Raw genomic sequence first — 25,724 nt, forward strand, 5'->3', positions numbered from 1 at the left:
CATGCCCTCCCTCTCTCGTCTTTTCCCGGCCATTATGGCCGGCCTCGGCGTCGCCCTCCTCTCCGCGGGTGTGCTCGCTCCGCGCCTCCTTCTTGGCGACGCTCGGTTGCCGCTCGGGTTGACCGAAACAACGTGGACAATCAGCGACGCAGAGGGCAGTTACAACGGGGAAACGGTTCCGGTGACGCACCAGCTGCACATGCACATTCAGGAGCCGGCTGACACAGACTCCGCGAGCATCCGCGTCGGTGACACGCTACGGGCCGGTGAGGCGGGGCAGGACTTCGACAACCTCGTCTCCGCGTCGACGTGGTCTTTCGCCATGGACCGTCGGTCGGGCCAGCCGGAGGGGACCCTCAAGCTTCAATCGGTCATGACAATGCCGGAGACAGAGGTACCTACTGAAGGCGTCGCGATGCACTGGTTCAAACTGCCGTCCAACACGGGCAGGGAAGAGTACCAGATCTTCGACCCCGTCCTTCGCACGACGGCCCCCGCGACGTTTGCGGGGGAAGAGCACATCGCCGGGCGCACCGTCTACCGCTTTGAGCAGACGGTACAGCCGACAAACGTCGCGCGGCTCTACGCAGACACGCGCAACACCAAGACGCTTGAGCGACCGGTCGACCCCGAGGATCCTGAGGGGGAAAAGACCCAGATCCGTTCGTTCCGTTTCCACTCCGCCCAGCGCGAATTCCTGGTCGATCAAGTCTCGGGCCTAGTTGTGGGCATTAATGAAAATGTCGACGACTACTACGGTGACGCCCAGGGGGCGAAGCTTGAGCAGATCATTTCCTACAGCGGCACGATGTCGTCTGAGCAGACCGAGGGGATGGTGAAGCAGTTGAAGTCGGTGTACTCCGCGAGCCAGTCGCGTGCGTTGACGTACGGAGTGATCGGGGTGGGGGCTTTGATGACACTGATTGGCTGCCTTCTGGCCCTCTGGCCTGTGCTTACGCGTCGCCGGCGCGCCGGGAGTTTGCCCGATTAGGCGTGCATGGTGGTAGAGTTCGCTCATCGGAACCCGGTGTGGATCGCCCCCGACTGACGGCTTGCGGGGCGATGAGGGGTTCCGGGTTCGGGCCCGCCTATGTCCGGGGGTGGTGGGCAGACACTCGCGTGGCCTTTACAAGACGTCTGTTTTCGTCTAGGCTAAATCGTTGCGCTGGAAGCCGTCTCCAGTATTCACCGCGAACCTTGTCATCGTGGCGGACACGCCGTTTTGACAAGGTGACTTTGTGCATTCTAGGGGCGGGTCTTCCACAGCAGACCGAATGCTAAATTACCAGCGGAAATGTCGGACGACTGTAAGCCAGTGCAGTCGCTCCCGGTTCCGCGTGAGGTGCTGGAAGGACCCAACTTGGCAGTCTCCCACCAGACCATGTCAATGGCCGCTATCCCCGGGGCTCCGCAACGTTACTCCTTTGCGAAGATCTCGGAGCCGATCACCGTACCCGGGCTGCTCGATGTGCAGCTCGAATCGTTCGCGTGGCTCGTCGGCACGCCGGAATGGCGCGAACGTGAACAAGCGGCACGAGGCGACGATGCTCGCGTAACCAGCGGCCTTGAAGACATCCTCGAGGAGCTTTCCCCGATTCAGGATTACTCGGGCAGCATGAGCCTGTCCCTGTCTGAGCCCCGCTTCGAAGATGTGAAGTACACCATCGACGAATGCAAGGACAAGGACATTAACTACTCCGCGCCGTTGTACGTCACGGCGGAGTTCATCAACAACGACACCCAGGAGATCAAGTCTCAGACTGTCTTCATCGGCGACTTCCCGCTGATGACGGACAAGGGAACGTTCATTGTCAACGGCACCGAGCGTGTCGTCGTGTCCCAGCTCGTCCGCTCGCCCGGCGTCTACTTCGACGAGACGATCGACAAGTCGACGGAGCGCCCGCTGCACTCCGTGAAGGTCATTCCGTCGCGCGGTGCGTGGCTTGAATTCGACGTTGACAAGCGCGACACCGTCGGTGTGCGCATCGACCGCAAGCGGCGCCAGCCGGTGACTGTCCTTCTCAAGGCCCTGGGGTGGACCACCGAGCAGATCACGAAACGCTTCGGTTTCTCCGAGATCATGATGGCAACGCTGGAGTCCGACGGCGTCGCCAACACCGACGAGGCGCTGCTGGAGATCTACCGCAAGCAGCGTCCGGGTGAGCAGCCGACCCGTGACCTCGCGCAGTCGCTCCTCGAAAACGCGTTTTTCCGCGCGAAGCGCTACGACCTTGCTCGCGTCGGCCGCTACAAGGTCAACCGCAAGCTCGGCCTAGGCGGCGACCACGACGGTCTGATGACGTTGACCGAGGAAGACATCGCTACCGCGCTCGAGTACCTCGTGCGCCTCCACGCCGGTGAGGCCGAGATGACGTCTCCCACCGGAACTGTAGTGCCGATCAGCACCGATGACATCGACCACTTTGGTAACCGCCGCCTGCGCACCGTCGGCGAGCTCATCCAGAACCAGGTCCGCGTCGGGTTGTCCCGCATGGAGCGTGTCGTCCGTGAGCGCATGACCACCCAGGACGCGGAGTCGATCACCCCGACCTCCCTGATCAACGTGCGTCCGGTCTCCGCGGCAATCCGCGAGTTCTTCGGTACCTCGCAGCTGTCCCAGTTCATGGACCAGAACAACTCCTTGTCTGGTTTGACCCACAAGCGCCGCCTCTCGGCCCTAGGCCCGGGTGGCCTGTCCCGCGAACGCGCGGGCATCGAGGTCCGCGACGTCCACCCGTCGCACTACGGCCGGATGTGCCCGATTGAAACCCCGGAAGGCCCGAACATCGGCCTGATCGGCGCGCTGGCGTCTTACGCCCGTGTGAACGCTTTCGGTTTCATCGAGACGCCGTATCAGAAGGTAGTCGACGGTAAGCTGACCGACCAGATCGACTATCTCACCGCAGATGAAGAAGACCGCTACGCCATCGCGCAAGCGGCGACCCCGATGGACGCCGATGGCACGCTGACCGCAGACCGCATTGAGGTGCGTCTCAAAGACGGGGACATCGGAGTCGTTGGCCCGCACGGTGTCGACTACCTAGACATCTCCCCGCGCCAGATGGTTTCGGTGGCAACGGCCATGATCCCGTTCTTGGAGCACGACGACGCAAACCGTGCGCTGATGGGTGCGAACATGCAGAAGCAGGCCGTGCCGCTCCTGCGCGCCGAGGCGCCGTACGTCGCCACGGGCATGGAGCAGCGCGCTGCCTATGACGCTGGTGACGTCGTCACCTCCGCCAAGGCTGGCGCCGTGACTAACGTCACCGGTGACTTCATCACCATCATGGATGACGAAGGCATTCAGGACACCTACATGCTGCGCACCTTCGAGCGCACCAACCAGGGCACCTGCTACAACCAGTCGCCGATCGTGGCCCAGGGTGACCGTGTCGAGGCCGGCCAGGTCATCGCGGACGGCCCCGGCACCAAGAACGGCGAGATGGCGCTCGGCCGCAACCTCCTCGTGGCGTTCATGCCGTGGGAAGGCCACAACTACGAGGACGCCATCATCCTCAACCAGCGTGTTGTGGAAGAAGACATCCTCACCTCGGTGCACATCGAGGAACACGAGATCGATGCCCGCGACACCAAGCTCGGTGCCGAGGAGATCACGCGTGAGATCCCGAACGTCTCTGAGGATGTGCTCAAGGATCTCGACGAACGCGGTATCATCCGCATTGGTGCGGACGTGCGCGACGGCGACATCTTGGTGGGCAAGGTCACCCCGAAGGGTGAGACCGAGCTGACTCCCGAGGAGCGACTCCTTCGTGCCATCTTCGGCGAGAAGGCCCGCGAGGTCCGCGACACTTCCCTGAAGGTGCCCCACGGCGAGACCGGCAAGGTGATCGCTGTACGCCGCTTCTCGCGGGAGGACGACGACGATCTGAGCCCGGGTGTCAACGAGATGATCCGCGTCTACGTCGCTCAGAAGCGTAAGATCCAGGACGGTGACAAGATGGCTGGCCGGCACGGTAACAAGGGTGTCGTCGGCAAGATCTTGCCCCAAGAGGACATGCCGTTTATGGCTGACGGCACCCCCGTGGACATCATCCTCAACACGCACGGTGTTCCCCGCCGTATGAACATCGGCCAGGTCCTCGAGGTCCACCTCGGGTGGCTGGCCAAGGCCGGCTGGACCGTCAACCCTGACGACCCGGCCAACGCCGAGCTGTTGGAAACGCTTCCGGAGCAGCTCTACGACGTGCCACCGGAGTCGCTGACTGCCACCCCGGTGTTCGACGGCGCGACGAACGCGGAGATCGCTGGCCTGCTCGCGAACTCGAAGCCGAACCGCGATGGCGACGTCATGGTCGATGCCAACGGCAAGACCATGCTTTTCGACGGCCGTTCCGGCGAACCGTTCAAGTACCCGGTCTCGGTGGGCTACATGTACATGCTCAAGCTGCACCACCTCGTGGACGAGAAGATTCACGCTCGCTCCACCGGCCCCTACTCGATGATTACGCAGCAGCCGCTGGGTGGTAAGGCCCAATTCGGTGGCCAGCGCTTCGGTGAGATGGAGGTGTGGGCGATGCAGGCATACGGCGCGGCCTACACCCTGCAGGAGCTCCTGACCATCAAGTCCGACGATGTGGTGGGTCGCGTGAAGGTTTACGAGGCCATCGTCAAGGGCGACAACATCCCGGACCCGGGCATTCCGGAATCCTTCAAGGTCTTGCTCAAGGAGCTGCAGTCGCTGTGCCTCAACGTTGAGGTGCTGTCCACCGACGGCGCGCCGATGGAGCTGTCCGGCGACGAGGACGACTATGACCAGGCCGGTTCTTCGCTGGGCATCAACCTCTCGCGCGACGAGGGATCCGCGGCGGAGACGGCGTAAGCAGGCTCGAACCCAAGCAACGCAACGATCACCATCAACTTCGATCCTCCCCGTCCGGGGGAGGTGAAAGGGAATTTACGTGTTTGACGTAAACCTCTTCGACGAGCTTCGCATTGGCCTGGCTACCGCCGACGACATTCGCCGTTGGTCCCACGGTGAGGTCAAGAAGCCCGAAACCATTAACTACCGCACGCTCAAGCCGGAAAAGGACGGGTTGTTCTGCGAGCGCATTTTTGGCCCGACCCGCGACTGGGAGTGCGCCTGCGGCAAGTACAAGCGCGTGCGCTACAAGGGCATCATCTGTGAGCGCTGCGGTGTCGAGGTGACCAAGTCCAAGGTGCGCCGCGAGCGCATGGGTCACATCGAGCTCGCTGCTCCGGTGACGCACATCTGGTACTTCAAGGGTGTGCCCTCCCGCCTGGGCTACCTGTTGGACCTGGCGCCCAAGGACCTTGAGCGCATCATCTACTTCGCCGCCAACATCATCACCAGCGTTGACGACGAGGCCCGCCACAACGACATGTCCACTCTCGAGGCCGAGATGATCCTCGAGAAGAAGGAAGTCGAAGCCGACGCCAACTCGGAGATCGCCGAGCGCGCGCAGAAGCTGGAAGAAGACCTCGCCGAGCTCGAAGCTGCTGGCGCGAACGCTTCCGCCCGCAAGAAGGTGCAGCAGGCTGCTGACAAGGAGATGACCCACATCCGCGAGGCCGCGGAGCGTGAGGTTGAGCGGCTCGACGAGGTCTGGCAGACCTTCGTCAAGCTCGCGCCGAAGCAGATGATTATCGACGAGAACCTGTACGAGGAGCTCGTCGACCGCTACGAGGATTACTTCACCGGCGGCATGGGTGCGGAGGCGATCCAGACGCTGACCCGCAACTTCGACCTCGACGCCGAGGCCGAGGAGCTGCGCACCATCATCGCCGAGGGTAAGGGCCAAAAGAAGGTCCGCGCGCTCAAGCGCCTCAAGGTTGTCGCCGCGTTCCAGCGCTCGGGCAACAACCCGGCCGGCATGATCCTCGACGCCATTCCGGTGATCCCGCCGGAGCTGCGCCCGATGGTTCAGCTTGACGGTGGCCGCTTCGCCACCTCGGACCTAAACGACTTGTACCGCCGCGTGATCAACCGCAACAACCGCCTCAAGCGCATGATCGAGCTCGGTGCGCCCGAGATCATCGTGAACAACGAGAAGCGCATGCTGCAGGAATCCGTGGACGCGCTGTTTGACAACGGCCGCCGCGGTCGCCCCGTCACCGGGCCGGGCAACCGCCCGCTGAAGTCCCTCTCTGACCTGCTCAAGGGCAAGCAGGGCCGCTTCCGACAGAACCTGCTGGGCAAGCGCGTGGACTACTCCGGACGTTCCGTCATTATCGTCGGCCCGCAGCTGAAGATGCACGAGTGCGGTTTGCCCAAGCTCATGGCTCTCGAGCTGTTCAAGCCGTTTGTGATGAAACGCCTGGTGGATAACGACTACGCGCAGAACATCAAGAGCGCGAAGCGCATGGTGGAGCGCCAGCGCCCCGAGGTGTGGGACGTGCTCGAAGAGGCCATCTCGGAGCACCCGGTCCTGCTTAACCGCGCGCCAACGCTGCACCGCCTGGGCATCCAGGCGTTCGAGCCAAAGCTTGTGGAAGGTAAGGCCATCCAGCTGCACCCGCTGGCGTGTGAGGCCTTCAACGCTGACTTCGACGGCGACCAGATGGCTGTCCACCTTCCGCTTTCCGCGGAGGCCCAGGCGGAGGCCCGCATTCTCATGCTGTCCTCGAACAATATCCTGTCCCCGGCCTCCGGCAAGCCACTGGCGATGCCGCGCCTGGACATGGTCACGGGCCTGTACTTCCTGACCATGCTGAAGTCGGAAGCCGAAATCGGTGGCGAGGGCGCGTACGCCCCGGCGACCGAGAACGGACCGGCTACAGGCGTGTACTCCTCCTATCGCGAAGCCATCATGGCCTACGACCGCGGCGTGCTCGGACTGCAGGCGCCGATCAAGGTGCGCATTGACCACCTCCGCCCGACCGTGGACATCGAGGCAGAGCAGTTCCCCGACGGCTGGGAAAAGGGCCAGGCCTGGATGGCGGATACATCACTTGGCCGGATCATGTTCAACGAGCTGCTGCCGTTTAACTTCCCGTACCAGGAAGGCGCAATGGTGCGCAAGGGCGGCGGCTCCGGCAAGGTGCTGCTGGGTGACATCATCCAGTCGATGGTGGAGAAGTATCCGATGATCACGGTCGCCCAGACTCTGGACAAGCTCAAGGACGCCGGTTTCTACTGGGCCACGCGCTCCGGCGTGACCATCTCCATGTCTGACGTTTTGGTCCTCCCGAACAAGGAGGAGGTCCTCGAGCAGTACGAGAAGGAAGCCGAGGAGATCGAGCGCAAGTTCTGGGAGAAGGGTGCTCTGACCGAGGAGAACCGCTACGACCGCCTCGTTGAGCTGTGGCAGGACGCCACGAACAAGGTGGGACAGGCCGTGGAGGATCTCTACCCGGATGACAACCCGATCCCGATGATCGTGAAGTCCGGCGCGGCCGGCAACATGCGCCAGATCTGGACCCTGGCCGGCATGAAGGGCATGGTCGTGAACTCGCGTGGTGAGTACATCACCCGCCCGATCAAGACCTCCTTCCGCGAGGGCCTGTCCGTGATGGAGTACTTCAACAACTCGCACGGCTCCCGTAAAGGCCTGGCGGATACCGCTTTGCGTACCGCCGACTCGGGTTACCTCACGCGCCGCCTTGTCGACGTCGCGCAGGACGTCATCGTCCGCGAGGAAGACTGCGGCACCCGCCAGGGTGTCAAGGTTCCCGTCGCCCACCAGGTGGGGGACAAGTGGGTGCGCGACGACCTCGTGGAGACCACCGTCTCCGGTCGCGTCCTCGCAGCGGACGCAACGAATGCCGAGGGCAAGGTCGTTCTCGAATCCGGATCGGAACTGTCTGAGGAGCGCATCGACGAGCTCGTTGCCGCAGGCGTCGCCGAGGTGAAGGTGCGGTCTGTATTGACCTGCCAGACCCCGACCGGCGTGTGTGCGAAGTGCTACGGCAAGTCGATGGCGTCGGGCAAGCTCGTCGATATCGGAGAGGCAGTCGGCATCGTCGCCGCGCAGTCCATCGGTGAGCCCGGTACCCAGCTGACCATGCGTACCTTCCACCAGGGCGGCGTCGGCGGCGACATCACCGGTGGTCTGCCGCGCGTGCAGGAGCTGTTCGAGGCCCGCGTGCCGAAGAACCGCGCACCGATCGCATCGGTCGCCGGTACGGTTACGCTGGAGGACGAGGGCAACTTCTGGACGCTCACGATCCACCCGGACGACGGTTCTGACGTCGTCGTCTACGAGAAGCTGTCCAAGCGTCAGGGTCTGGCCCAGGTGCGCCGCCCCATGGAGTCCAACCCGGATGCCATGATCGAGCGTTCCCTGCGCGAGGGCGACCACGTCGAGGTGGGCGAGCGGTTGCTGCGCGGCGCTGCCGATCCGCACGATGTCCTTGAGGTGCTAGGCCGCCGTGGCGTGGAGAAGCACCTCATCGACGAGGTCCAGGCCGTGTACCGGACCCAGGGTGTGTCCATCCACGACAAGCACATCGAGATCATCATCCGCCAGATGCTGCGCCGCGGTACTGTCATCGACTCGGGCACGACCGAGTTCCTGCCGGGCACCTTGGTCGACCTCGCTGAGGCCCGCCAGGTTAACGCTGCAACCGTGGCAGACAACGGCCAGCCGGCGGAGATGCGCTCCGAGATCATGGGTATTACCAAGGCCTCGCTGGCAACCGAGTCGTGGCTGTCCGCGGCCTCCTTCCAGGAGACCACGCGTGTGCTCACGGACGCTGCGATCAACAAGCGTTCCGACAAGCTCATCGGCTTGAAGGAAAACGTGATCATCGGCAAGTTGATTCCGGCCGGTACCGGTATCTCGCGCTACCGCAACATCCAGGTCAAGCCGACCGAGGCAGCGCGCTCCGCGGCCTACTCGATCCCGACGTTCGGTGACTCGATCTACGGAGACGACGGATACGGCGAGTTCACCGGCGCATCCGTGCCGCTGGACGAGTACGGATTCGACCAGATCTAGATCCGTGGCTAATAGCTAGGTCTGCTGCACTGCAGGGCCCCCGGCACCTTGAACTGCTCCCCATAATCCGGACTGAGAAATCAGAAACCGGATTGTGGGGAGTTTTCTATGTATCCACGCAGTAAGCTCGGTCAGGCTCCGCGTGAGCGAGCAGTCGATTTATTTAAGGAAGGCTATGGCTCGCGGGCAGTGGCTTCCCGTCTTGGGGTCAAGCATGATCAAGTTACGTAAGCTCGAAAGGCGGCTCCGGTTACATGTCAGACTATGTCTCAGGTGAAGAACTCGGGGCCCTGTTGCGTTCCGCTGGAGTGAGGTGGCGGCTGTGGCCCTGCGCATTACCGAAGCACCACTGTAAAAGCCGTTGTCGAATTTGGATGCCCCCCGGGAGTCCGGTATAGTTCCAAAGGATTTCCCGATCGCCTCAGGGCGGGCGGTGAAAGTTGAATCCCTCGCGACGTACGCGAAGGTGTTTCATGCTTAAACGGCAGGGCCCCGGATAAAGAGCCCCCATTTTCGCGTGTTTGGGCACCTTCCCACGTCGCTGCGATACCTGTCACGGAGTAACTCCGGCGACCAGGGACGTACGAAGCCACAATGAAGAAGGATCTTGAATGCCAACTATTCAGCAGCTGGTCCGCAAGGGCCGCCACGACAAGCGCACGAAGGTTGCCACGGCGGCCCTGAAGGGCTCCCCGCAGCGCCGCGGCGTGTGCACCCGCGTGTACACCACCACCCCGAAGAAGCCGAACTCCGCGCTGCGTAAGGTCGCGCGTGTTCGCCTCACCTCGGGCATCGAGGTCTCCGCCTACATCCCGGGCGAGGGCCACAACCTGCAGGAGCACTCCATGGTGCTCGTGCGCGGTGGCCGCGTGAAGGACCTTCCGGGTGTCCGCTACAAGATCATCCGTGGTGCCCTCGATACCCAGGGTGTCAAGGACCGCAAGCAGGCTCGCTCCCGTTACGGCGCGAAGAAGGGACAGTAAAGACTCATGCGTAAGCAGCAAGCGCCAAAGCGCCCCGTCGTTAAGGATCCGGTCTACGGCTCCGAGCTTGTCACCCAGCTGGTGAACAAGATCCTCCTGGATGGCAAGAAGTCCACCGCCGAGCGCATCGTCTACGGCGCTCTCGAGATCTGCCGCGAGAAGACCGGCACTGATCCCGTCGGCACCCTGGAGAAGGCACTGGGCAACATCCGCCCCGACCTCGAGGTTCGCTCCCGCCGCGTGGGTGGCGCCACCTACCAGGTGCCGGTCGAGGTTAAGCCCGGTCGCTCCAACACCCTCGCGCTGCGCTGGATGGTCACCTTCACCCGCCAGCGTCGCGAGAACACGATGATCGAGCGCCTCGCCAACGAGATCCTCGACGCATCGAACGGCCTGGGTGCGTCCGTGAAGCGCCGCGAGGATACCCACAAGATGGCCGAGGCGAACCGCGCCTTCGCTCACTACCGCTGGTAGTCACTCGCCCCCTGCCGCCCGCCGTATTTGGTGGCAGAATCGACAAAGAAAAAATAATCGCCAGAGACGCTCGCTGGGACGCCCTGCAGCGTCGACGACTCTTAAGTTGGGGTAACAAACGTGGCACAAGAAGTGCTTAAGGACCTGAACAAGGTCCGCAACATCGGCATCATGGCCCACATCGACGCCGGTAAGACGACCACGACCGAGCGTATCCTCTTCTACACCGGCATCAACCGCAAGGTGGGGGAGACGCACGATGGTGGCGCGACCACTGACTGGATGGAACAGGAAAAGGAACGCGGCATCACCATCACCTCTGCCGCGGTGACCTGCTTCTGGAACAACAACCAGATCAACATCATCGATACCCCGGGCCACGTCGACTTCACCGTCGAGGTCGAGCGCTCCCTGCGTGTCCTCGACGGCGCGGTCGCAGTCTTCGACGGCAAGGAGGGCGTCGAGCCCCAGTCCGAGCAGGTGTGGCGTCAGGCCGCAAAGTACGACGTGCCCCGCATTTGCTTCGTCAACAAGATGGACAAGCTGGGTGCGGACTTCTACTTCACCGTCCAGACCATCATCGACCGCCTCGGCGCCAAGCCGCTGGTGATGCAGCTGCCGATCGGTGCCGAAGATGACTTCGACGGCGTTGTCGACCTGATCGAGATGAAGGCGCTGATGTGGCCGGGGAAGGTCGAGACCGGCACCCCGCCGCAGATCCAGGAGATCCCCGAGGACCTCAAGGAGAAGGCGGAAGAGTACCGCGAGAAGCTGCTCGACGCCGTCGCCGAGTCCGACGAGGAGCTCATGGAGAAGTACTTCGGCGGCGAGGAACTCACCGTCGAAGAAATCAAGGGCGCGATCCGCAAGCTCACCGTCGCTTCCGAGATCTACCCGGTCTTCTGCGGCACCGCTTACCGCAACAAGGGCATCGAGCCCCTGCTTGACGCCGTCGTCGAATACCTGCCTAACCCGCTCGACATCGGTGAAGTCCACGGCACCACCCTCAACGGCGAGGACGATCTCGTGCGCAAGCCGTCTGTCGAGGAGCCCTTCTCGGCGCTCGCGTTCAAGATCGCTGTGCACCCGTTCTTCGGCAAGCTGACCTACGTTCGCGTTTACTCTGGTCAGGCCGTCCCCGGCGAGCAGATGCTCAACTCCACCAAGCAGCACAAGGAGCGCGTGGGCAAGCTCTTCCAGATGCACGCGAACAAGGAGAACCCGGTCGAGCACGCCGACGCTGGCAACATCTACGCGTTCATCGGCCTGAAGAACACCACCACGGGTGACACGCTGTGCAACCCTGATCACCCGATCATCCTCGAGTCCATGGACTTCCCGGATCCGGTCATTCAGGTGGCTATCGAGCCGAAGACGAAGGCCGACCAGGAGAAGCTGGGCACAGCCATCCAGAAGCTCGCGGAAGAGGATCCGACCTTCACGGTCAAGCTTGACGACGAAACCGGCCAGACCGTCATCGGCGGGATGGGCGAGCTTCACCTCGACGTCCTGGTGGACCGCATGAAGCGCGAGTTCAAAGTCGAGGCGAACATCGGTTCCCCGCAGGTGGCCTACCGCGAGACCATCCGCAAGAAGGTGGAGCACCTCGATTACACCCACAAGAAGCAGACGGGTGGATCGGGCCAGTTCGCGAAGGTCATCGTCACCATCGAGCCGTACAACCCGGTTGCGGAGGAGCTCGAAGAGGGCGAGTCCGCTATCTACAAGTTCGAGAACGCCGTGACCGGTGGCCGCGTGCCGAAGGAGTACATCCCCTCCGTCGATGCCGGCATCCAGGACGCCATGCAATACGGCTACCTGGCTGGATTCCCGCTGGTAAACATCAAGGCCACGCTGGAAGACGGCGCCTACCACGAAGTTGACTCCTCCGAAATGGCATTCAAGCTGGCTGGTTCCCAGGCGCTGAAGGAGGCCGTCGCTAAGGCAAAGCCGGTCCTTCTGGAGCCGCTCATGTCCGTCGAGGTCGTCACCCCGGAGGAGTACATGGGCGACGTCATCGGTGACCTCAACTCCCGCCGTGGTCAGGTCAACTCTATGGATGACCGCTCGGGCGCGAAGGTCGTCAAGGCCGTCGTTCCGCTGTCCCAGATGTTCGGGTACGTGGGCGACCTCCGTTCCCGCACCCAGGGGCGCGCGAACTACACGATGGTGTTTGACTCCTACGGTGAGGTTCCCTCGTCCGTGGCGCAGGAGATCATCGACGAGCGCAACGGCAAGTAAGCCGCCGCTCCCGCCCCTTCCGGCAGCGCGTGCCAGCGTGGCCGGGTGATCGGCGGGGAAGCGGCCGGGCTGAGGCTCAACGGTGTCACGGGCGAAGGCCCGCGCGCATGGGCCTGAGCCGGCCGTTTCCCCAAGGTAGATCGCTTCGCGGCCCTATTCCGCGGTTTGAAAAACGCGCGGTGTGAATCTAGGATCGTGTAACTGGCACATTGTGAAATGGCCATTGTCGTGTGCCCCGTTGATGGGCGCGTGACAGGGCAGAATGTCAACCACGTGGCTGCGAAGGTCGTAGCCACCAGAAGTCCAGGAGGACAAACAGTGGCAAAGGCTAAGTTTGAGCGTACAAAGCCGCACGTAAACATTGGCACCATCGGTCACGTCGACCACGGCAAGACCACCACGACGGCTGCCATCACCAAGGTGCTCGCTGACGCTTACCCGGATGAGAACACCGCATTCGCCTTCGACGCGATCGACAAGGCTCCTGAGGAGCGCGAGCGCGGCATCACCATCAACATCTCCCACGTTGAGTACAACACGCCGAAGCGCCACTACGCTCACGTGGATGCCCCGGGCCACGCCGACTACATCAAGAACATGATCACCGGTGCTGCTCAGATGGACGGCGCCATCCTCGTTGTCGCGGCCACCGACGGCCCGATGCCGCAGACCCGTGAGCACGTTCTGCTCGCTCGCCAGGTCGGTGTCCCCTACATCCTCGTTGCGCTGAACAAGTGCGACATGGTCGACGATGAGGAGATCATCGAGCTCGTCGAAATGGAGGTCCGCGAGCTTCTGGCCGAGCAGGACTACGACGAGGACGCCCCGATCGTCCACATCTCCGCTCTGAAGGCTCTCGAGGGCGACGAGAAGTGGGTTGCCTCCATCGTTGAGCTCATGGAAGCCTGCGACAACTCCATCCCGGACCCGATCCGCGAGACCGACCGCGACTTCCTCATGCCGATCGAGGACATCTTCACCATTTCCGGCCGCGGTACCGTCGTCACCGGTCGTGTCGAGCGCGGCGTCCTGAAGCTCAACGAGGACGTCGAGATCATCGGCATCAAGGACAAGGCGACGCAGACCACCGTCACCTCCATCGAGATGTTCAACAAGCTGCTAGACACCGCTGAGGCCGGCGACAACGCCGCTCTGCTTCTCCGCGGCATCAAGCGCGAGGACGTCGAGCGTGGCCAGGTTGTCATCAAGCCGGGCGCCTACACCCCTCACAAGAAGTTCGAGGGCTCCGTCTACGTCCTGTCCAAGGACGAGGGCGGCCGCCACACCCCGTTCTTCGACAACTACCGTCCGCAGTTCTACTTCCGCACCACCGACGTGACCGGTGTGGTGAAGCTGCCGGAGGGCACCGAGATGGTTATGCCGGGTGACAACGTCGACATGTCCGTCGAGCTCATCCAGCCGGTCGCCATGGACGAGGGCCTGCGCTTCGCTATCCGCGAGGGCTCCCGCACCGTCGGCGCTGGTCGCGTGACCAAGATCCTCGACTAATGACCGGCCCAGCCCGGTCATAAACGCCGCTTCTCCCCGCCGGGAGGGGTGGCGTTTTGCGTGCGTAGACTTGCCTGACGTGAGCGAACCCACCGACCCGACCCGCATCCCGCGCGTCATTGCAGCCCTCCAGCGGGCATGGGAGGGCCAGCCCGACCTCGCGCTCCCGGCGCTGCTCGGGCTCGTCGCTAACCGCGGAGTGGGTTGGGGTTCGTCGGACGAGGACTTCCTCGCCACACTCGAGCAGGTGGAGCGAGAGCACCCTTCGCTTGTCGACGCTCCGCCGACCCGGCACTTGAGCATCGCAACTTTCGCGCCCCGCCACCTGGTCACGCTGACTCCAGACCGTGTAGTCGTGCGCGATCCGCACGTGCCGACGCGTCAGCCGGTTGCGTGGGCGTACAGCGCGCTGCGTCCCACCGGCCCGGGCCGGCCTCTTGTCATCACGGACGTCGCTGGCGTGGAGCACCGCCTCGGAGTTAGTTCGCTTGTGTCGGAGTTCGACCCGCACTCCGTGCCACCGCTCAGTGGGATACGGGCGCAGAACATCGGGGAGGCCCGCTGGCTCGTGGAGTTCGCAGACGGCTCCCGCGCGCTCGTCGCCCCTCGTCTGCGCGTCTGGCGTGTGAACCGGCGCGACGTCGAGTTGCACACGGTCGCGTGGGAGCGCATCGATCGCTGCTCTCCAGGTGCCGCGATGGCAGTCACTCCGGTTGGCGGCCGGGGCCTGCTTGAGCTTGGAGAGGTGGACAACGTCACCGTTATTCAGGCGTAGTTGTCGAGGCGCCCACGCTGTCCAGGCGGTCGAAGTGCAGCTTGTAGACGGCGTCGATGTCGAGACCCGCGCACGCGGCGCGGAAATCGCGGTCCGCGTCCTCTAATAGGGCAACAATCTCACCGAGGCCGACGTCGGGATCGGCGGTCACCGTGAAGGTCGTGGTCGGGCGGGAGCGTTCCCAGGCGGTCGTCTTTGCAACCTTCACGACAGCAGGCGATAGCTGTAGGTGGGCACAGGCAGCGTCGGCAACCCGCTGCACGTTGACCTGTATTTCCTCGGGTCCCGTCTCGCCTTGACCGACGCTGCGCATGCTAAAGGCTCGGCTTCGGATGTTCGCGACGATCACCCACGTACCAGCAACCGCGAACAGTAGCGATGCTGCCGTGAGCGCGTAAGGGAACCAGGGGCGGGCGCTCACGTCGGCAAGCTGGGCCCGATCGGCCCCGCGAAGCGCCTCGCTGATCCCGGGGTTGTAAGGAAAGTCGAAGCGGTAAAACACGGGCACGAGGCCAGCGAGAAGCAGAAGAAGGCCGAGAAGAGCGACAAGAATGCGGTCGATGATGGAAAGTCGGCGTGTCATCGTGGGCGCTCCTCCGTGGTCGTGGGCGCAGCGGTGACGATGACTCGCGTCCGCGGTGGCCGCGCCAGATGCGTAAATTCCCGGTTGAGCCGTTCTTCGACACGGGAGGCCAGCCCCGCGCCCGAAGCGTCGTCCTCCAGCTGGACGGTCAACGTGCGGCGATCCGCGCGGGAGCTGATCTTGTTCGCCCCGATGTCGGCGCGCGTCACGTACGTGGCTTTGCGCGCGATGTCGACCGGCCGCATCCACATCGACGCATCCGAATTAACGCGCACGTGGGTACGGCCGCGAGGCCGGAATGCAGAGACGATCAGCCAGAGACCGGCTAAGGACAGCACCACCCCGGCCGCCACGACGGCGGGAGATACGTCCCCGGCCGCCAGCCACGACAGCGCCGCCCCCACCCAGGAATCCGAGGGGTGCTTGGCGGCGAACCGGTACCACAGGTCGCGGGCCGCGACCGCAGCGACCGCGAGGAAGACAAGACCGATGGAGACCGCGAGGTAGCGGGCAGGCGGGTTCGCCCGCGGCTCGGCACCGGGAGCGGCGCTAGGTAAGTGCGTGGACATGGGGCCTCACCACGTGGATGATACTGATCGGCGCGAGGGGCAGCGGCGGGGGCACAACGGGGTGCGAGACCGGCACCTGGCGCACATTGATGGGAATGACTGGGCGAGGTGGGGGTGCGGTCACGCCTTTCGGTTCCCTGGGAAGGATCACTGTCACTGGCGTGAGGGCCCGCGGCTCGGGGGCAGCAGGCGAGGAGACGGCGGCGCGGGGGGAGTGTGCGGCGAGGTCACTCAGCGAGACGCGGGGCCCCGCCTGCGCGTTCGACACTGTGACGTTGACCCGCGTTACCTTCATCCCCGAGAACTGCTCGACGCGGGCGCTCACCGTCTCTCGCACCGCATCAGCGACGGCGGCGATGGGCGATGGGTAAGCGACGGCAACCTCCGCCGTCACGTTTACCGTGCCAGCACCGCGATCAACCTGCACCTCGACGCGTGGGAGGCTCTTGCTCGCTAGGCCGGCGAGCTTGGCGTCCATCCCGACGCAACCTGGGACCGCCAGCGCGGCGGCCTCCGCAAGGCGACTGATCGCGCGGTCTCTGATGGTGATCGACGAAGACGGCATCAGCTTCGGCCCCGTCCGGAGGTGGTGCTGAGGATTTCTGCGATATCGAGCTTGCCCTCCAGGTGGGCACCGATAGCGCCGCCGACCGCACTGAAGAGGAGTAGCCATACCAGCCCGGCCCAGCCGCCGAACGTGACGAAGAATGCGAGCAGGGCCCCGGCGCCAATGCCGAGCGCGATTTTGTTGGAAAAGACGTTCATAGCTCTAACCACTTTTCTCGGGATTGTTCGGGATTACTCCGGATTGCCGGGGCGCCGGGGCTCGTGCCGCATCGGCGACGATGACATCGACAAACGGTGCGCCGGTCGCGGCGCTTACCGCGGCGCGTGCGTTGCTGGCAGCGGCAGACACAGTGAGGCCGGAATCGACATCATAGACAAGGTGCACTTCGATACCCCGGAGGGAGGCGCGCTCGACCGACCTCAGGCCGGGGATCCGGGTGCCGGGAAGGAGAAGGGCGACCTCGCCAAACCGCCCCGCGTGAAGACCGGCCACGCCGGGGGTGGAAAGGGCGGCAGCCACTGCGGCTTCGCCCACGTCCCGGGTCACGGCGAAAGACGCTCCTACAGCAGTAGACATGATTACTGGGTGGGCGCGTTGGCTGCGGGAGCTGAGGGGGCTGCCTGCTCGGAGGTACCGTCCCGTCCGTTGGTGTCCTGCCCCGGCAGGTGGACGTCGTGAACAGTGACGTCGACACGGTCCACGATCAAGCCGGTCATGCGCGTCACCGCCTGCGTGACGTTTTCCTGGATGGCCCGGGCGAGCTCGTGAATGGCCACGCCGTACTCCGCGATGATGGCCACAGCCACAGAGGCATGGCCGGTATCGACGGCAACGCCAATGCCTTGCTGGACAGCGGTCGAGGACGTCAGCGTCTCACGCACAGCGCCCCACACCCGAGCCGCGCCGCCGCCAAGGTTGTACACCCCGGATACCTCGCGGGCGGCGAGGCCAGCGATTTTTCCCACCACGTTGTCGTCGATAACCGTGATTCCGAATTCCGACTCGAGGTTCCCATTACTGGGTGGGGTGACGGTAGCGCCCGACGCTTCTGCGGCGCTGGCGGGATTTGTGTCGGTCATGGGCTTCCTTCCGGGGTCTCCGTTCGATGCGGCCTAACCTTACACACGCCCAAAGATACCGAGCCGATTTTCAAGCACACTGGTACAGAGTTGAAACAATAGGGGGGCGGCGCGGTGGCGTCGACAAGCGTCTTGCAATGCTGCAGCCGCCGTGATTTAATAGACCGGTTGCCTAGACATGGCGCGGTTGCGCGCGATGGCCAGGCAAGCATGACACCTTCACCGAAGGTACCCGGTCCGCCGGGAACCGGGGGAAGGCCATGGCAAATCAACAGCGGCAGTACGCAAGGGTCACGCGCCCTTCCGAGTCTGACACCCCGCACGGGTGGAAGCACTGGTGTAGCACGCAGTTGATGCTGTGCGCCCATCTTCCGGTTGTGTCATGACAGTCATCAACGACACTGGCGTTGAGCCTAGGGCCGAGCCCGGACAACGTTATAGAGAAAACAGTTGCTAGAACCCCACCGCTTCAGCATGAATGTGGGGATGCGAGGAAGAGGTAAGCGTGGCGGGACAGAAGATCCGCATCAGGCTCAAGGCCTACGACCACGAGGCGATCGACGCATCCGCGAAGAAGATCGTCGAGACGGTCACCCGCACGGGTGCCCGCGTTGTGGGGCCGGTGCCGTTGCCCACCAATAAGAACGTGTACGCCGTTATTCGTTCTCCGCACAAGTACAAGGACTCTCGCGAGCACTTCGAGATGCGCACTCACAAGCGCCTCATCGACATTCTCGACCCGACCCCCAAGACGGTTGACGCGCTCATGCGCATCGACCTTCCGGCCAGCGTCGACGTCAACATCCAGTAGACGACACGAACGACGCTGCTGAGAAGCAACGAGATTTCCGACCTTTCACGCAGTGGAGAACTAAAACATGTCTGACAACCAGATCAAGGGGATTCTGGGCAAGAAACTCGGCATGACCCAGATCTTCGACGAGGACAACCGCGTTATCCCGGTTACCGTCGTTGAAGCAGGTCCTGTCGTGGTCACCCAGATCCGTACCCCCGAGACCGATGGCTACTCGGCCATCCAGATCGCTTACGGCGACATCGACCCCCGAAAGACCAAGAAGCCCCAGGCGGGCCACTTCAAGAAGGCCGGCGTGAACCCGCGCCGCCACGTGGCCGAGATCCGCATGACCGACACCTCCGCATACGAGGTCGGCCAGGAGATCAGCGCCACAATCTTCGACGGCGACACCTACGTCGACGTTGCTGGCACCACCAAGGGCCACGGCTACGCCGGCGCGATGAAGCGCCACGGCTTCGCTGGCCAGGGCGCAGCCCACGGTAACCAGGCGTCCCACCGTCGCGTCGGCTCCATCGGCGCCTGCGCGACCCCGGGCCGCGTTTTCAAGGGCACCCGCATGGCTGGCCGCATGGGCGGTAACCGCGTTACTACCCAGAACCTGAAGATCCAACGCATCGACGGCGACAACAACCTGATCCTCATCAAGGGCGCCATCCCCGGCCCCAAGGGCAGCGTTGTTACCGTCAAGACCGCAGTGAAGGGCGGTGCTCACGCATGACGAACCTGACGCTTGACGTCCACACCGCAGACGGTACGACCAACGGTTCCGTAGAGCTTCCCGCGGAGCTGTTCGACCGCGAAGCTTCCATCCCCCTGATGCACCAGGTTGTCATCGCGCAGCTTGCTGCAGCACGTCAGGGCACCCACGCCACGAAGACCCGTGGCATGGTCCGCGGCGGCGGCCGCAAGCCGTTCCGCCAAAAGGGTACCGGCCGTGCCCGCCAGGGTTCGACCCGTGCGCCGCACTTCACCGGCGGCGGAACCGTTCACGGCCCGCAGCCGCGTTCCTACGCGCAGCGCACCCCGAAGAAAATGATCAAGGCCGCCCTCGCGGGCGCCCTGACTGACCGGGCCCGCAACGAGCGTATCCACCTCGTGGAAGAGCTCGTGCCGGGTCAGACTCCGTCAACCAAGTCTGCGCGCGCGTTCATCGAGCGCCTCACCGACCGCAAGTCGGTGTTGCTGGTGATCGGCCGTGAGGATGTCAACTCCCGCCTGTCCGCACGGAACCTGCCGGGCGTCCACATCCTTGAGCCGGCCCAGTTGAACACGTATGACGTGCTCAACGCTGACGACGTCGTCTTCTCGGTCGAGGCGCTGCACACCTTCGTTAACGCTGCCACCGCAGCCCAGGCCGCGGTGGAGGAGGAGAAGTAATGGCCAAGATCGTCAACCCGCGTGATGTCATCATCGCTCCGGTCCTCTCGGAGAAGACCTACGCGCTGATGGAGCAGAACACGTACACGTTCTTCGTGAACCCCTCTGCCAACAAGACCCAGATCAAGATCGCCGTGGAAGAGATTTTCGGCGTCGACGTCGCTTCGGTGAACACCGCCAACCGCGAGGGCAAGCGCAAGCGCTCCCGCACCGGCGTTGGCAAGCGCAAGGACACCAAGCGCGCCTACGTCACTCTCCGCGAGGGCAGCGACTCCATCGATATCTTCGGCGGCGCAGCCGTCTAAGTGACTCGATAGAAAAGGACACACTATGGCTATTCGTAAGTACAAGCCGACAACCCCGGGTCGCCGCAACAGCTCTGTCTCCGAGTTCGAGGAGCTTACCCGCTCCACGCCGGAAAAGTCCCTGCTGCGCCCGCTCCCGAAGAAGGGTGGCCGCAACACTCACGGCCACATCACTACCCGCCACCGCGGCGGCGGCCACAAGCGCCGCTACCGCGTGATTGACTTCCGTCGCTCCGACAAGGACGGCGTCCTGGCCAAGGTTGCTCACATTGAGTACGACCCGAACCGGACCGCGAACATCGCGTTGCTCCACTACTATGACGGTGAGAAGCGCTACATCATCGCTCCGAAGGGCCTGAAACAGGGCACCGTCATTGAGTCCGGTGCGAACGCGGACATCAAGGTTGGCAACAACCTTCCGCTGCGCAACATCCCGACCGGTACGACTATCCACGCTGTGGAGCTGAAGCCGGGTGCGGGAGCTAAGCTCGCTCGCTCTGCAGGCTCGTCCATCCAGCTGCTGGGTAAGGAAGGCTCCTACGCCGTGCTGCGTATGCCGTCCTCCGAGATCCGCCGTGTGGACATCCGTTGCCGCGCGACCGTTGGTGAGGTCGGAAACGCCGACCAGATCAACATTCGCTGGGGCAAGGCAGGCCGCATGCGCTGGAAGGGCTGGCGCCCGACGGTTCGTGGTGTTGTGATGAACCCCGTCGACCACCCGCACGGTGGTGGCGAGGGCAAGACCTCGGGTGGCCGCCACCCGGTGTCGCCGTGGGGCCAGAAGGAAGGCCGCACCCGCAACCCGAACCGTTACTCGAACAACATGATCGTGCGCCGTCGTCGCTCGAAGAAGCGCTAAGAGGAGGTAAACAGACATGCCACGCAGCCTTAAGAAAGGCCCGTTCGTCGACGAGCACCTCCTCAACAAGGTGGACGCTCAGAACGAGGCCGGTACCAAGCAGGTCATCAAGACCTGGTCTCGCCGTTCGACCATTCTCCCCGATTTCATCGGTCACACTTTCGCCGTTCACGACGGTCGCAAGCACGTCCCGGTGTTCGTGGACGAGTCCATGGTCGGCCACAAGCTCGGTGAGTTTGCACCAACCAAGACCTTCAAGGGTCATGTCAAGGAACAGAAGGGACGTCGATAAGCAATGGCTGAGACGATCACCACTGCATCCGCGACGGCCAAGTTTGCCCGCACTTCCCCGATGAAGGCCCGCCGCGTGCTGGCCCTCGTCCGCGGGAAGTCCGTTTCCGAGGCCCTCGCCACGTTGAAGTACGCACCTCAGGCCGCCGCTCGCCCGGTAGCCAAGGTCGTCGCGTCTGCCGCGGCCAACGCCGAGAACAACTTCGGCCTTGACCCGCGCACCCTGGTCATCTCCGAGGCTTACGCCAACGAGGGGCCGACCATGCGCCGCTTCCAGCCGCGCGCGCAGGGCCGCGCCTTCCAGATCCGGAAGCGTACGTCCCACATCACAGTCGTTGTCGAGTCCGTCGAGTCCAAGGAAGGGGCTAAGTAATGGGCCAGAAAATTCACCCACACGGCCTGCGCCTGGGCATCACCTCGGACTGGAAGTCGCACTGGTACGCCGACAAGAACTACTCCGATTACGTCGCCGAGGACATCAAGATCCGCAACTTCCTGGCCAAGGGCCTGGAGCGTGCCGGAATCGCCGATGTCGTCATCGAGCGCACCCGTGATCGCGTCCGCGTGGACATCCACACCGCCCGCCCGGGCATCGTCATCGGGCGCCGCGGCGCGGAGGCAGACCGCATCCGCCGTGAGCTGGAGAAGCTCACCGGCAAGATGGTCGCGCTGAACATTCTCGAGGTCAAGAACGTCGACGCCAACGCCACCCTCGTGGCGCAGTCCGTTGCGGAGCAGCTGGTCAACCGTGTGGCGTTCCGCCGTGCAATGCGCAAGGCGATCCAGTCCGCAATGCGTAACCCGCAGGTCAAGGGCATCAAGGTGATGACCTCTGGCCGTCTGGGTGGCGCCGAAATGTCGCGTGTCGAGCGTTACCACGAGGGGCGCGTGCCGCTGCACACGCTCCGCGCGGAGATCGACTACGGCACCGCAGAAGCACACACCACCTTCGGCGTGATTGGCGTCAAGGTGTGGATCTACAAGGGCGATGTCGTCGGCGGCGTCCGCGAGTCTGAGCTCAACGCTCCGTCGAACGACCGCCGCGGCCGCGGTGACCGCGACCGCCGCCCGCGCCGTGGCGGCCAGCGTCGCCAGCGCGCAGAGCAGAAGCAGGAGGGCTAAACACATGCTTATTCCAAAGCGCGTGAAGTACCGCCGCCAGCACCGCCCGACCCGTCGTGGCGTGTCCAAGGGTGGCAACACCATCACTTTCGGTGACTACGGCCTGCAGGCACTCGAGCCGGCCTACATTACCAACCGCCAGATCGAGTCTGCACGTATCGCCATCAACCGCCACGTCAAGCGCGGAGGCAAGGTGTGGATCAACATCTTCCCTGACCGCCCCCTGACCCAGAAGCCGCTCGGCGTGCGTATGGGTTCCGGTAAGGGCCCCGTCGAGAAGTGGGTGGCCAACGTCAAGCCGGGCCGTATCCTTTTCGAGATGTCCTACCCGAACGAGGAGACCGCTCTCGAGGCTCTGCGCCGCGCGGGTGCGAAGCTCCCCTGCAAGGTCCGCGTGATCAAGAAGGAGGACCAGTTCTGATGGCTGTCGGTACCCCCGCATCCGAGTTCCGCGAGCTCAACGACGATGAGCTGCGCACCCGTTTGGCCGAGGCGAAGGAAGAGCTGTTCAACCTGCGCTTCCAGCTCGCCACCGGTCAGCTGACCAACAACCGCCGCATCTCCACCGTGAAGCGCGACATCGCACGCATCTACACCGTGCTGCGCGAGCGCGAGCTGGGCCTGTCTACTGTCCCGGGAGCTGAGGCGTAAATCATGACCGAAGCAACTGAGGCATCGAAGGCATCGAAGGCAACCGTGACTGAGAACCAGACCAAGAAGCCGACCCGCAAGCGCCGCACCGGCTACGTCGTGTCCGACAAGATGGACAAGACGATCGTCGTTGAGCTGGAGGACCGTAAGTCCCACAGCCTCTACGGCAAGATCGTGCGCAGCACAAAGCGCGTGAAGGCGCACGACGAGGAGAACACCGCTGGTATCGGTGACCTCGTTCGCATCGAGGAGACGCGCCCGCTGTCGAAGGACAAGCACTTCCGTCTCGTCGAGATCGTGGAGAAGGCCCGCTAGAAGCCCCCTCCGCGTCACCGTCAAGCCCCGCTTCGTGCGGGGCTTTTCGCTTGTCGACGCCCCCTCTCTCCCCGTTTACAGAAAATTAATCAGTACTTCCCGGCTGGGACACCAAGGACACCTATTGTTCCGTTCGGTCTATCCATCTGAATGTGTTTCTATTGTGCGGAGGAGAACCCCATGCCGATTAAAGGCCTCAACCTGTTTCAATCGCGCCGCTCAAGCCTGACGTGCACGTACAAGTGCGGAAACGCCTGCTTGGGGGAGTGCGCGAACGTGTCGGACAACGAGTACTTCGGAGATGTCGTCTCGCGGCGCGGGATGCTCAAGGCCTCGGGCGTCGCTGTGCTCGCAGTCGGCGGCGGGGCCGCGCTTGTCGCGTGTGGTGCGGACGGGCAAACGAGTGGCGCTGCGACCTCGTCGTCCTCAACTGGCTCCTCGACTGGCTCCCCGTCTGGCTCCCCGTCTGGCTCCGCGCCGGCCCAGGTGACTCCCCCGGAGGGCATGCGTTTTGACAGCGTGGCCGCAAATACCGAGGACAAGCTCGTCGTCCCCGCGGGTTATTCCTCGGGTGTGCTCATCCGGTGGGGTGACCCGTTGTTTGCCGACGCCCCTGAGTTTGACCCGCAGAACCAGACCGCGGCCGCCGCGGAGCGCCAGTTCGGCTTCAATAACGACTTCGCCGGCCTCTTGCCCCACCCCGATAGCTCGGACCGCTTGGTGTACGTGTGTTCCCACGAATATTCGACGGAGCCGCACATGCTTCCGGGGTACGACGCCGACAACCCGACGCAGGAGCAGGTCAACATCGGTATCGCAAGCCATGGCCACTCCATCCTGGAAGTTTCCAAGGTGGCCGGCTCAGGGGAGCTGAAGCGGGAATTCGGCCCGCTCAACCGGCGTATCACCGGCAACACCGAGTTTGAGGTCCGCGGTGTCGCCGCCGGCTCCGACCTGCTGAAGACGAGCTCCGATCCGACCGGCACGCGCGTGATGGGCACCTTTAACAACTGCTCGGGTGGTATCACGCCGTGGGGCACTTTATTGTCCGGCGAGGAAAACTTTGAGCAGTACTGGTCTCACTCCTCCGCAGTAACCCAGGGCCGCGCCGCTCAGGACGTCAAGCGCTACGCCGTTCCGGAGGGCGAATCGGAGCGCAAATGGGAGCGCTACCACGACCGTTTCGACCTGTCGAAGGAGCCGAACGAGATCAACCGCTTCGGCTGGCTCGTGGAGATCAACCCCTACGACCCGACCTCGACCCCGGTGAAGCACACCTCGATGGGCCGCTTCAAGCACGAAGCCGGCAACATCTACGTCACCGCGGACGGCACCGTCGTGTGCTACTCGGGTGATGACTCTCGCTTCGAGTACATCTATAAGTTCGTCTCCTCGAAGAAGGTCAAGGAGGGCGACATCGCGCACAACATGAGCATCCTCGACGAGGGTACGCTCTACGTCGCTTCTCTACAGGGCAACTCACCCGAGGGCGAAATTATTGGCGACGGCGCCTTGCCGGCCGACAAGAAGTTCGACGGCACCGGGACGTGGCACAAGCTGCTCACCGTTACAGCGAGCGGCGCGGAATCGCACGTCGATGGTTTTAGCGCGGAAGAAGTAGCCGTCTACACGCGCCTCGCTGCGGACAAGGTCGGCGCCACGAAGATGGACCGCCCCGAGGACTTCCAACCCGACCCCAAAACCGGCAAGCTCTACGTCGCACTGACCAACAACTCCTACCGTGGCGCGGCGGGGGAAAACGCTAGCAAGAGCAAGGAGGGTGTGAAAGAGTACGCGCCCATCAAGGAGGACAAGAACGGTCTTGTCATGGAGATCGACGACGATCACGCCGGCGAGTCCTTCACCTGGAACCTGTTGCTGGTCTGTGGCGACCCAGAGGCCGCGTACTCCTACTTCGGTGGGTTCGACAAATCCCAGGTTTCCCCGATTTCGTGTCCGGATAACCTGGCCTTCGACGACCACGGAAACCTGTGGATCTCCACCGACGGCAACGCGCTGAAGAGCAACGACGGCCTGTACGCCGTGGGGCTGGAGGGGGCGAACCGCGGTCAGGTGAAGTGCTTCCTCACTGTGCCTTCCGGTGCCGAAACTTGCGGCCCGATTGTCGACGCCGACCGCGTGATGGTGAACGTGCAGCACCCGGGCGAGGAAGACGACGCAACCTTTGAAAAGCCGGCCTCGCACTGGCCCGACGGCGGTTCCTCCCTTCCGCGGCCGGCTGTCGCTGTCGTGTGGCGGGAGGACGGTGGCAAGATCGGCGTCTAACG

General features: G+C 63.6%; 26 protein-coding genes. 20 read left to right on the top strand and 6 right to left on the bottom strand.

What is annotated here, in order from left to right:
- Position 1 precedes the first annotated feature (1 nt).
- From pgfA to CAPI_RS01325, 8 genes are all read left to right on the top strand, one after another.
- Entirely contained in the window at positions 2-991 is a 990-nt protein-coding gene (gene pgfA, locus CAPI_RS01290; protein ID WP_018017462.1) for a cell envelope lipid trafficking protein PgfA, read from the top strand.
- Positions 992-1,342: 351 nt separating this feature from the next.
- Positions 1,343-4,840: a DNA-directed RNA polymerase subunit beta gene (gene rpoB, locus CAPI_RS01295; protein WP_026157123.1), complete on the top strand. Its 3,498-nt coding sequence runs from the start codon at positions 1,343-1,345 to the stop codon at positions 4,838-4,840.
- Between the two features lie 79 nt (positions 4,841-4,919).
- Complete coding sequence (locus tag CAPI_RS01300; RefSeq protein ID WP_018017464.1) at positions 4,920-8,918, top strand: DNA-directed RNA polymerase subunit beta'; 3,999 nt, start codon at positions 4,920-4,922, stop codon at positions 8,916-8,918.
- A 611-nt stretch (positions 8,919-9,529) separates the two neighbouring features.
- Positions 9,530-9,901: a 30S ribosomal protein S12 gene (gene rpsL / locus CAPI_RS01305; protein WP_018017465.1), complete on the top strand. Its 372-nt coding sequence runs from the start codon at positions 9,530-9,532 to the stop codon at positions 9,899-9,901.
- Positions 9,902-9,907: 6 nt separating this feature from the next.
- A complete protein-coding gene (rpsG, locus tag CAPI_RS01310; RefSeq protein WP_018017466.1) occupies positions 9,908-10,375 on the top strand; it encodes a 30S ribosomal protein S7 in 468 nt (155 codons plus the stop codon).
- A gap of 120 nt (positions 10,376-10,495) precedes the next feature.
- The gene (gene fusA, locus CAPI_RS01315; RefSeq protein ID WP_026157124.1) at positions 10,496-12,616 is read left to right on the top strand and encodes an elongation factor G; all 2,121 of its coding nucleotides are present in this window, start codon (positions 10,496-10,498) and stop codon (positions 12,614-12,616) included.
- 318 nt (positions 12,617-12,934) lie between these two features.
- Positions 12,935-14,125 carry an elongation factor Tu gene (tuf, locus tag CAPI_RS01320; protein ID WP_018017468.1) on the top strand — a complete coding sequence of 397 codons (1,191 nt, stop codon included), beginning with the start codon at positions 12,935-12,937 and terminating at the stop codon, positions 14,123-14,125.
- Between the two features lie 79 nt (positions 14,126-14,204).
- Positions 14,205-14,900, top strand: a complete 696-nt coding sequence (locus CAPI_RS01325; RefSeq protein WP_018017469.1) for a hypothetical protein — start codon at positions 14,205-14,207, stop codon at positions 14,898-14,900.
- On the opposite strand, the gene CAPI_RS01330 is transcribed toward CAPI_RS01325, so the two are convergent.
- From CAPI_RS01330 to CAPI_RS01355, 6 genes are read right to left on the bottom strand one after another with little or no spacing between them, the layout of a single operon-like run.
- Complete coding sequence (locus CAPI_RS01330) at positions 14,887-15,483, bottom strand: hypothetical protein (RefSeq protein WP_018017470.1); 597 nt, start codon at positions 15,481-15,483, stop codon at positions 14,887-14,889. The genes CAPI_RS01325 and CAPI_RS01330 overlap by 14 nt on opposite strands.
- Entirely contained in the window at positions 15,480-16,052 is a 573-nt protein-coding gene (locus CAPI_RS01335) for a hypothetical protein (RefSeq protein WP_018017471.1), read from the bottom strand. Before CAPI_RS01335 ends, CAPI_RS01330 begins: the two co-directional genes overlap by 4 nt.
- On the bottom strand, positions 16,033-16,617 hold the full coding sequence (locus tag CAPI_RS01340; RefSeq protein ID WP_018017472.1) for an Asp23/Gls24 family envelope stress response protein: 585 nt from the start codon (positions 16,615-16,617) through the stop codon (positions 16,033-16,035). The genes CAPI_RS01335 and CAPI_RS01340 overlap by 20 nt, the downstream gene beginning before the upstream one ends.
- On the bottom strand, positions 16,617-16,817 hold the full coding sequence (locus CAPI_RS01345; RefSeq protein WP_018017473.1) for a hypothetical protein: 201 nt from the start codon (positions 16,815-16,817) through the stop codon (positions 16,617-16,619). Before CAPI_RS01345 ends, CAPI_RS01340 begins: the two co-directional genes overlap by 1 nt.
- Before the next feature lie 4 nt (positions 16,818-16,821).
- Positions 16,822-17,196: a hypothetical protein gene (locus CAPI_RS01350; RefSeq protein WP_156806837.1), complete on the bottom strand. Its 375-nt coding sequence runs from the start codon at positions 17,194-17,196 to the stop codon at positions 16,822-16,824.
- 2 nt (positions 17,197-17,198) lie between these two features.
- Positions 17,199-17,699, bottom strand: coding sequence for an Asp23/Gls24 family envelope stress response protein (locus tag CAPI_RS01355; RefSeq protein WP_018017475.1), 501 nt, complete (start codon positions 17,697-17,699; stop codon positions 17,199-17,201).
- Between the two features lie 505 nt (positions 17,700-18,204).
- On the opposite strand from CAPI_RS01355, the gene rpsJ reads away from it, so the two are divergent.
- From rpsJ to CAPI_RS01415, 12 genes are all read left to right on the top strand, one after another.
- Positions 18,205-18,510 carry a 30S ribosomal protein S10 gene (gene rpsJ, locus CAPI_RS01360; protein WP_018017476.1) on the top strand — a complete coding sequence of 102 codons (306 nt, stop codon included), beginning with the start codon at positions 18,205-18,207 and terminating at the stop codon, positions 18,508-18,510.
- A 67-nt stretch (positions 18,511-18,577) separates the two neighbouring features.
- Positions 18,578-19,234 carry a 50S ribosomal protein L3 gene (gene rplC / locus CAPI_RS01365; protein ID WP_018017477.1) on the top strand — a complete coding sequence of 219 codons (657 nt, stop codon included), beginning with the start codon at positions 18,578-18,580 and terminating at the stop codon, positions 19,232-19,234.
- On the top strand, positions 19,231-19,893 hold the full coding sequence (gene rplD / locus CAPI_RS01370; protein ID WP_018017478.1) for a 50S ribosomal protein L4: 663 nt from the start codon (positions 19,231-19,233) through the stop codon (positions 19,891-19,893). Before rplC ends, rplD begins: the two co-directional genes overlap by 4 nt.
- Positions 19,893-20,198 (top strand): 50S ribosomal protein L23, encoded by a 306-nt coding sequence (rplW, locus tag CAPI_RS01375; RefSeq protein ID WP_018017479.1) that lies wholly within the window; start codon positions 19,893-19,895, stop codon positions 20,196-20,198. The genes rplD and rplW overlap by 1 nt, the downstream gene beginning before the upstream one ends.
- A 25-nt stretch (positions 20,199-20,223) precedes the next feature.
- Entirely contained in the window at positions 20,224-21,057 is an 834-nt protein-coding gene (gene rplB / locus CAPI_RS01380; protein WP_018017480.1) for a 50S ribosomal protein L2, read from the top strand.
- 16 nt (positions 21,058-21,073) lie between these two features.
- Entirely contained in the window at positions 21,074-21,349 is a 276-nt protein-coding gene (gene rpsS, locus CAPI_RS01385; RefSeq protein ID WP_018017481.1) for a 30S ribosomal protein S19, read from the top strand.
- Between the two features lie 3 nt (positions 21,350-21,352).
- Positions 21,353-21,721, top strand: coding sequence for a 50S ribosomal protein L22 (rplV, locus tag CAPI_RS01390; protein ID WP_018017482.1), 369 nt, complete (start codon positions 21,353-21,355; stop codon positions 21,719-21,721).
- Positions 21,721-22,470 carry a 30S ribosomal protein S3 gene (gene rpsC, locus CAPI_RS01395; RefSeq protein WP_018017483.1) on the top strand — a complete coding sequence of 250 codons (750 nt, stop codon included), beginning with the start codon at positions 21,721-21,723 and terminating at the stop codon, positions 22,468-22,470. The genes rplV and rpsC overlap by 1 nt, the downstream gene beginning before the upstream one ends.
- Before the next feature lie 4 nt (positions 22,471-22,474).
- Complete coding sequence (rplP, locus tag CAPI_RS01400; RefSeq protein WP_018017484.1) at positions 22,475-22,891, top strand: 50S ribosomal protein L16; 417 nt, start codon at positions 22,475-22,477, stop codon at positions 22,889-22,891.
- Positions 22,891-23,121, top strand: a complete 231-nt coding sequence (rpmC, locus tag CAPI_RS01405) for a 50S ribosomal protein L29 (RefSeq protein ID WP_018017485.1) — start codon at positions 22,891-22,893, stop codon at positions 23,119-23,121. The genes rplP and rpmC overlap by 1 nt, the downstream gene beginning before the upstream one ends.
- Before the next feature lie 3 nt (positions 23,122-23,124).
- Positions 23,125-23,436 carry a 30S ribosomal protein S17 gene (gene rpsQ / locus CAPI_RS01410; protein ID WP_018017486.1) on the top strand — a complete coding sequence of 104 codons (312 nt, stop codon included), beginning with the start codon at positions 23,125-23,127 and terminating at the stop codon, positions 23,434-23,436.
- A 180-nt stretch (positions 23,437-23,616) separates the two neighbouring features.
- Positions 23,617-25,722, top strand: a complete 2,106-nt coding sequence (locus CAPI_RS01415; RefSeq protein ID WP_018017487.1) for a PhoX family protein — start codon at positions 23,617-23,619, stop codon at positions 25,720-25,722.
- Positions 25,723-25,724 lie beyond the last annotated feature (2 nt).

The sequence above is a fragment of the Corynebacterium capitovis DSM 44611 genome, from assembly GCF_030440535.1.
GTDB classification, from domain to species: Bacteria; Actinomycetota; Actinomycetes; order Mycobacteriales; family Mycobacteriaceae; genus Corynebacterium; species Corynebacterium capitovis.

Coding starts and splice junctions, on each gene's coding strand:
- CAPI_RS01355 (WP_018017475.1), bottom strand. CDS start 17,699: ATGACCGACACAAATCCCGCCAGCGCCGCAGAAGCGTCGGGCGCTACC.
- pgfA (WP_018017462.1), top strand. CDS start 2: ATGCCCTCCCTCTCTCGTCTTTTCCCGGCCATTATGGCCGGCCTCGGC.
- CAPI_RS01345 (WP_018017473.1), bottom strand. CDS start 16,817: ATGAACGTCTTTTCCAACAAAATCGCGCTCGGCATTGGCGCCGGGGCC.
- rpsS (WP_018017481.1), top strand. CDS start 21,074: ATGCCACGCAGCCTTAAGAAAGGCCCGTTCGTCGACGAGCACCTCCTC.
- CAPI_RS01350 (WP_156806837.1), bottom strand. CDS start 17,196: ATGTCTACTGCTGTAGGAGCGTCTTTCGCCGTGACCCGGGACGTGGGC.
- CAPI_RS01335 (WP_018017471.1), bottom strand. CDS start 16,052: ATGTCCACGCACTTACCTAGCGCCGCTCCCGGTGCCGAGCCGCGGGCG.
- rplP (WP_018017484.1), top strand. CDS start 22,475: ATGCTTATTCCAAAGCGCGTGAAGTACCGCCGCCAGCACCGCCCGACC.
- rplD (WP_018017478.1), top strand. CDS start 19,231: ATGACGAACCTGACGCTTGACGTCCACACCGCAGACGGTACGACCAAC.
- rpsL (WP_018017465.1), top strand. CDS start 9,530: ATGCCAACTATTCAGCAGCTGGTCCGCAAGGGCCGCCACGACAAGCGC.
- rpsQ (WP_018017486.1), top strand. CDS start 23,125: ATGACCGAAGCAACTGAGGCATCGAAGGCATCGAAGGCAACCGTGACT.
- rplW (WP_018017479.1), top strand. CDS start 19,893: ATGGCCAAGATCGTCAACCCGCGTGATGTCATCATCGCTCCGGTCCTC.
- rpsC (WP_018017483.1), top strand. CDS start 21,721: ATGGGCCAGAAAATTCACCCACACGGCCTGCGCCTGGGCATCACCTCG.
- CAPI_RS01330 (WP_018017470.1), bottom strand. CDS start 15,483: ATGACACGCCGACTTTCCATCATCGACCGCATTCTTGTCGCTCTTCTC.
- rplC (WP_018017477.1), top strand. CDS start 18,578: ATGTCTGACAACCAGATCAAGGGGATTCTGGGCAAGAAACTCGGCATG.
- rplV (WP_018017482.1), top strand. CDS start 21,353: ATGGCTGAGACGATCACCACTGCATCCGCGACGGCCAAGTTTGCCCGC.
- rpmC (WP_018017485.1), top strand. CDS start 22,891: ATGGCTGTCGGTACCCCCGCATCCGAGTTCCGCGAGCTCAACGACGAT.
- CAPI_RS01415 (WP_018017487.1), top strand. CDS start 23,617: ATGCCGATTAAAGGCCTCAACCTGTTTCAATCGCGCCGCTCAAGCCTG.
- CAPI_RS01340 (WP_018017472.1), bottom strand. CDS start 16,617: ATGCCGTCTTCGTCGATCACCATCAGAGACCGCGCGATCAGTCGCCTT.
- rpsG (WP_018017466.1), top strand. CDS start 9,908: ATGCGTAAGCAGCAAGCGCCAAAGCGCCCCGTCGTTAAGGATCCGGTC.
- rplB (WP_018017480.1), top strand. CDS start 20,224: ATGGCTATTCGTAAGTACAAGCCGACAACCCCGGGTCGCCGCAACAGC.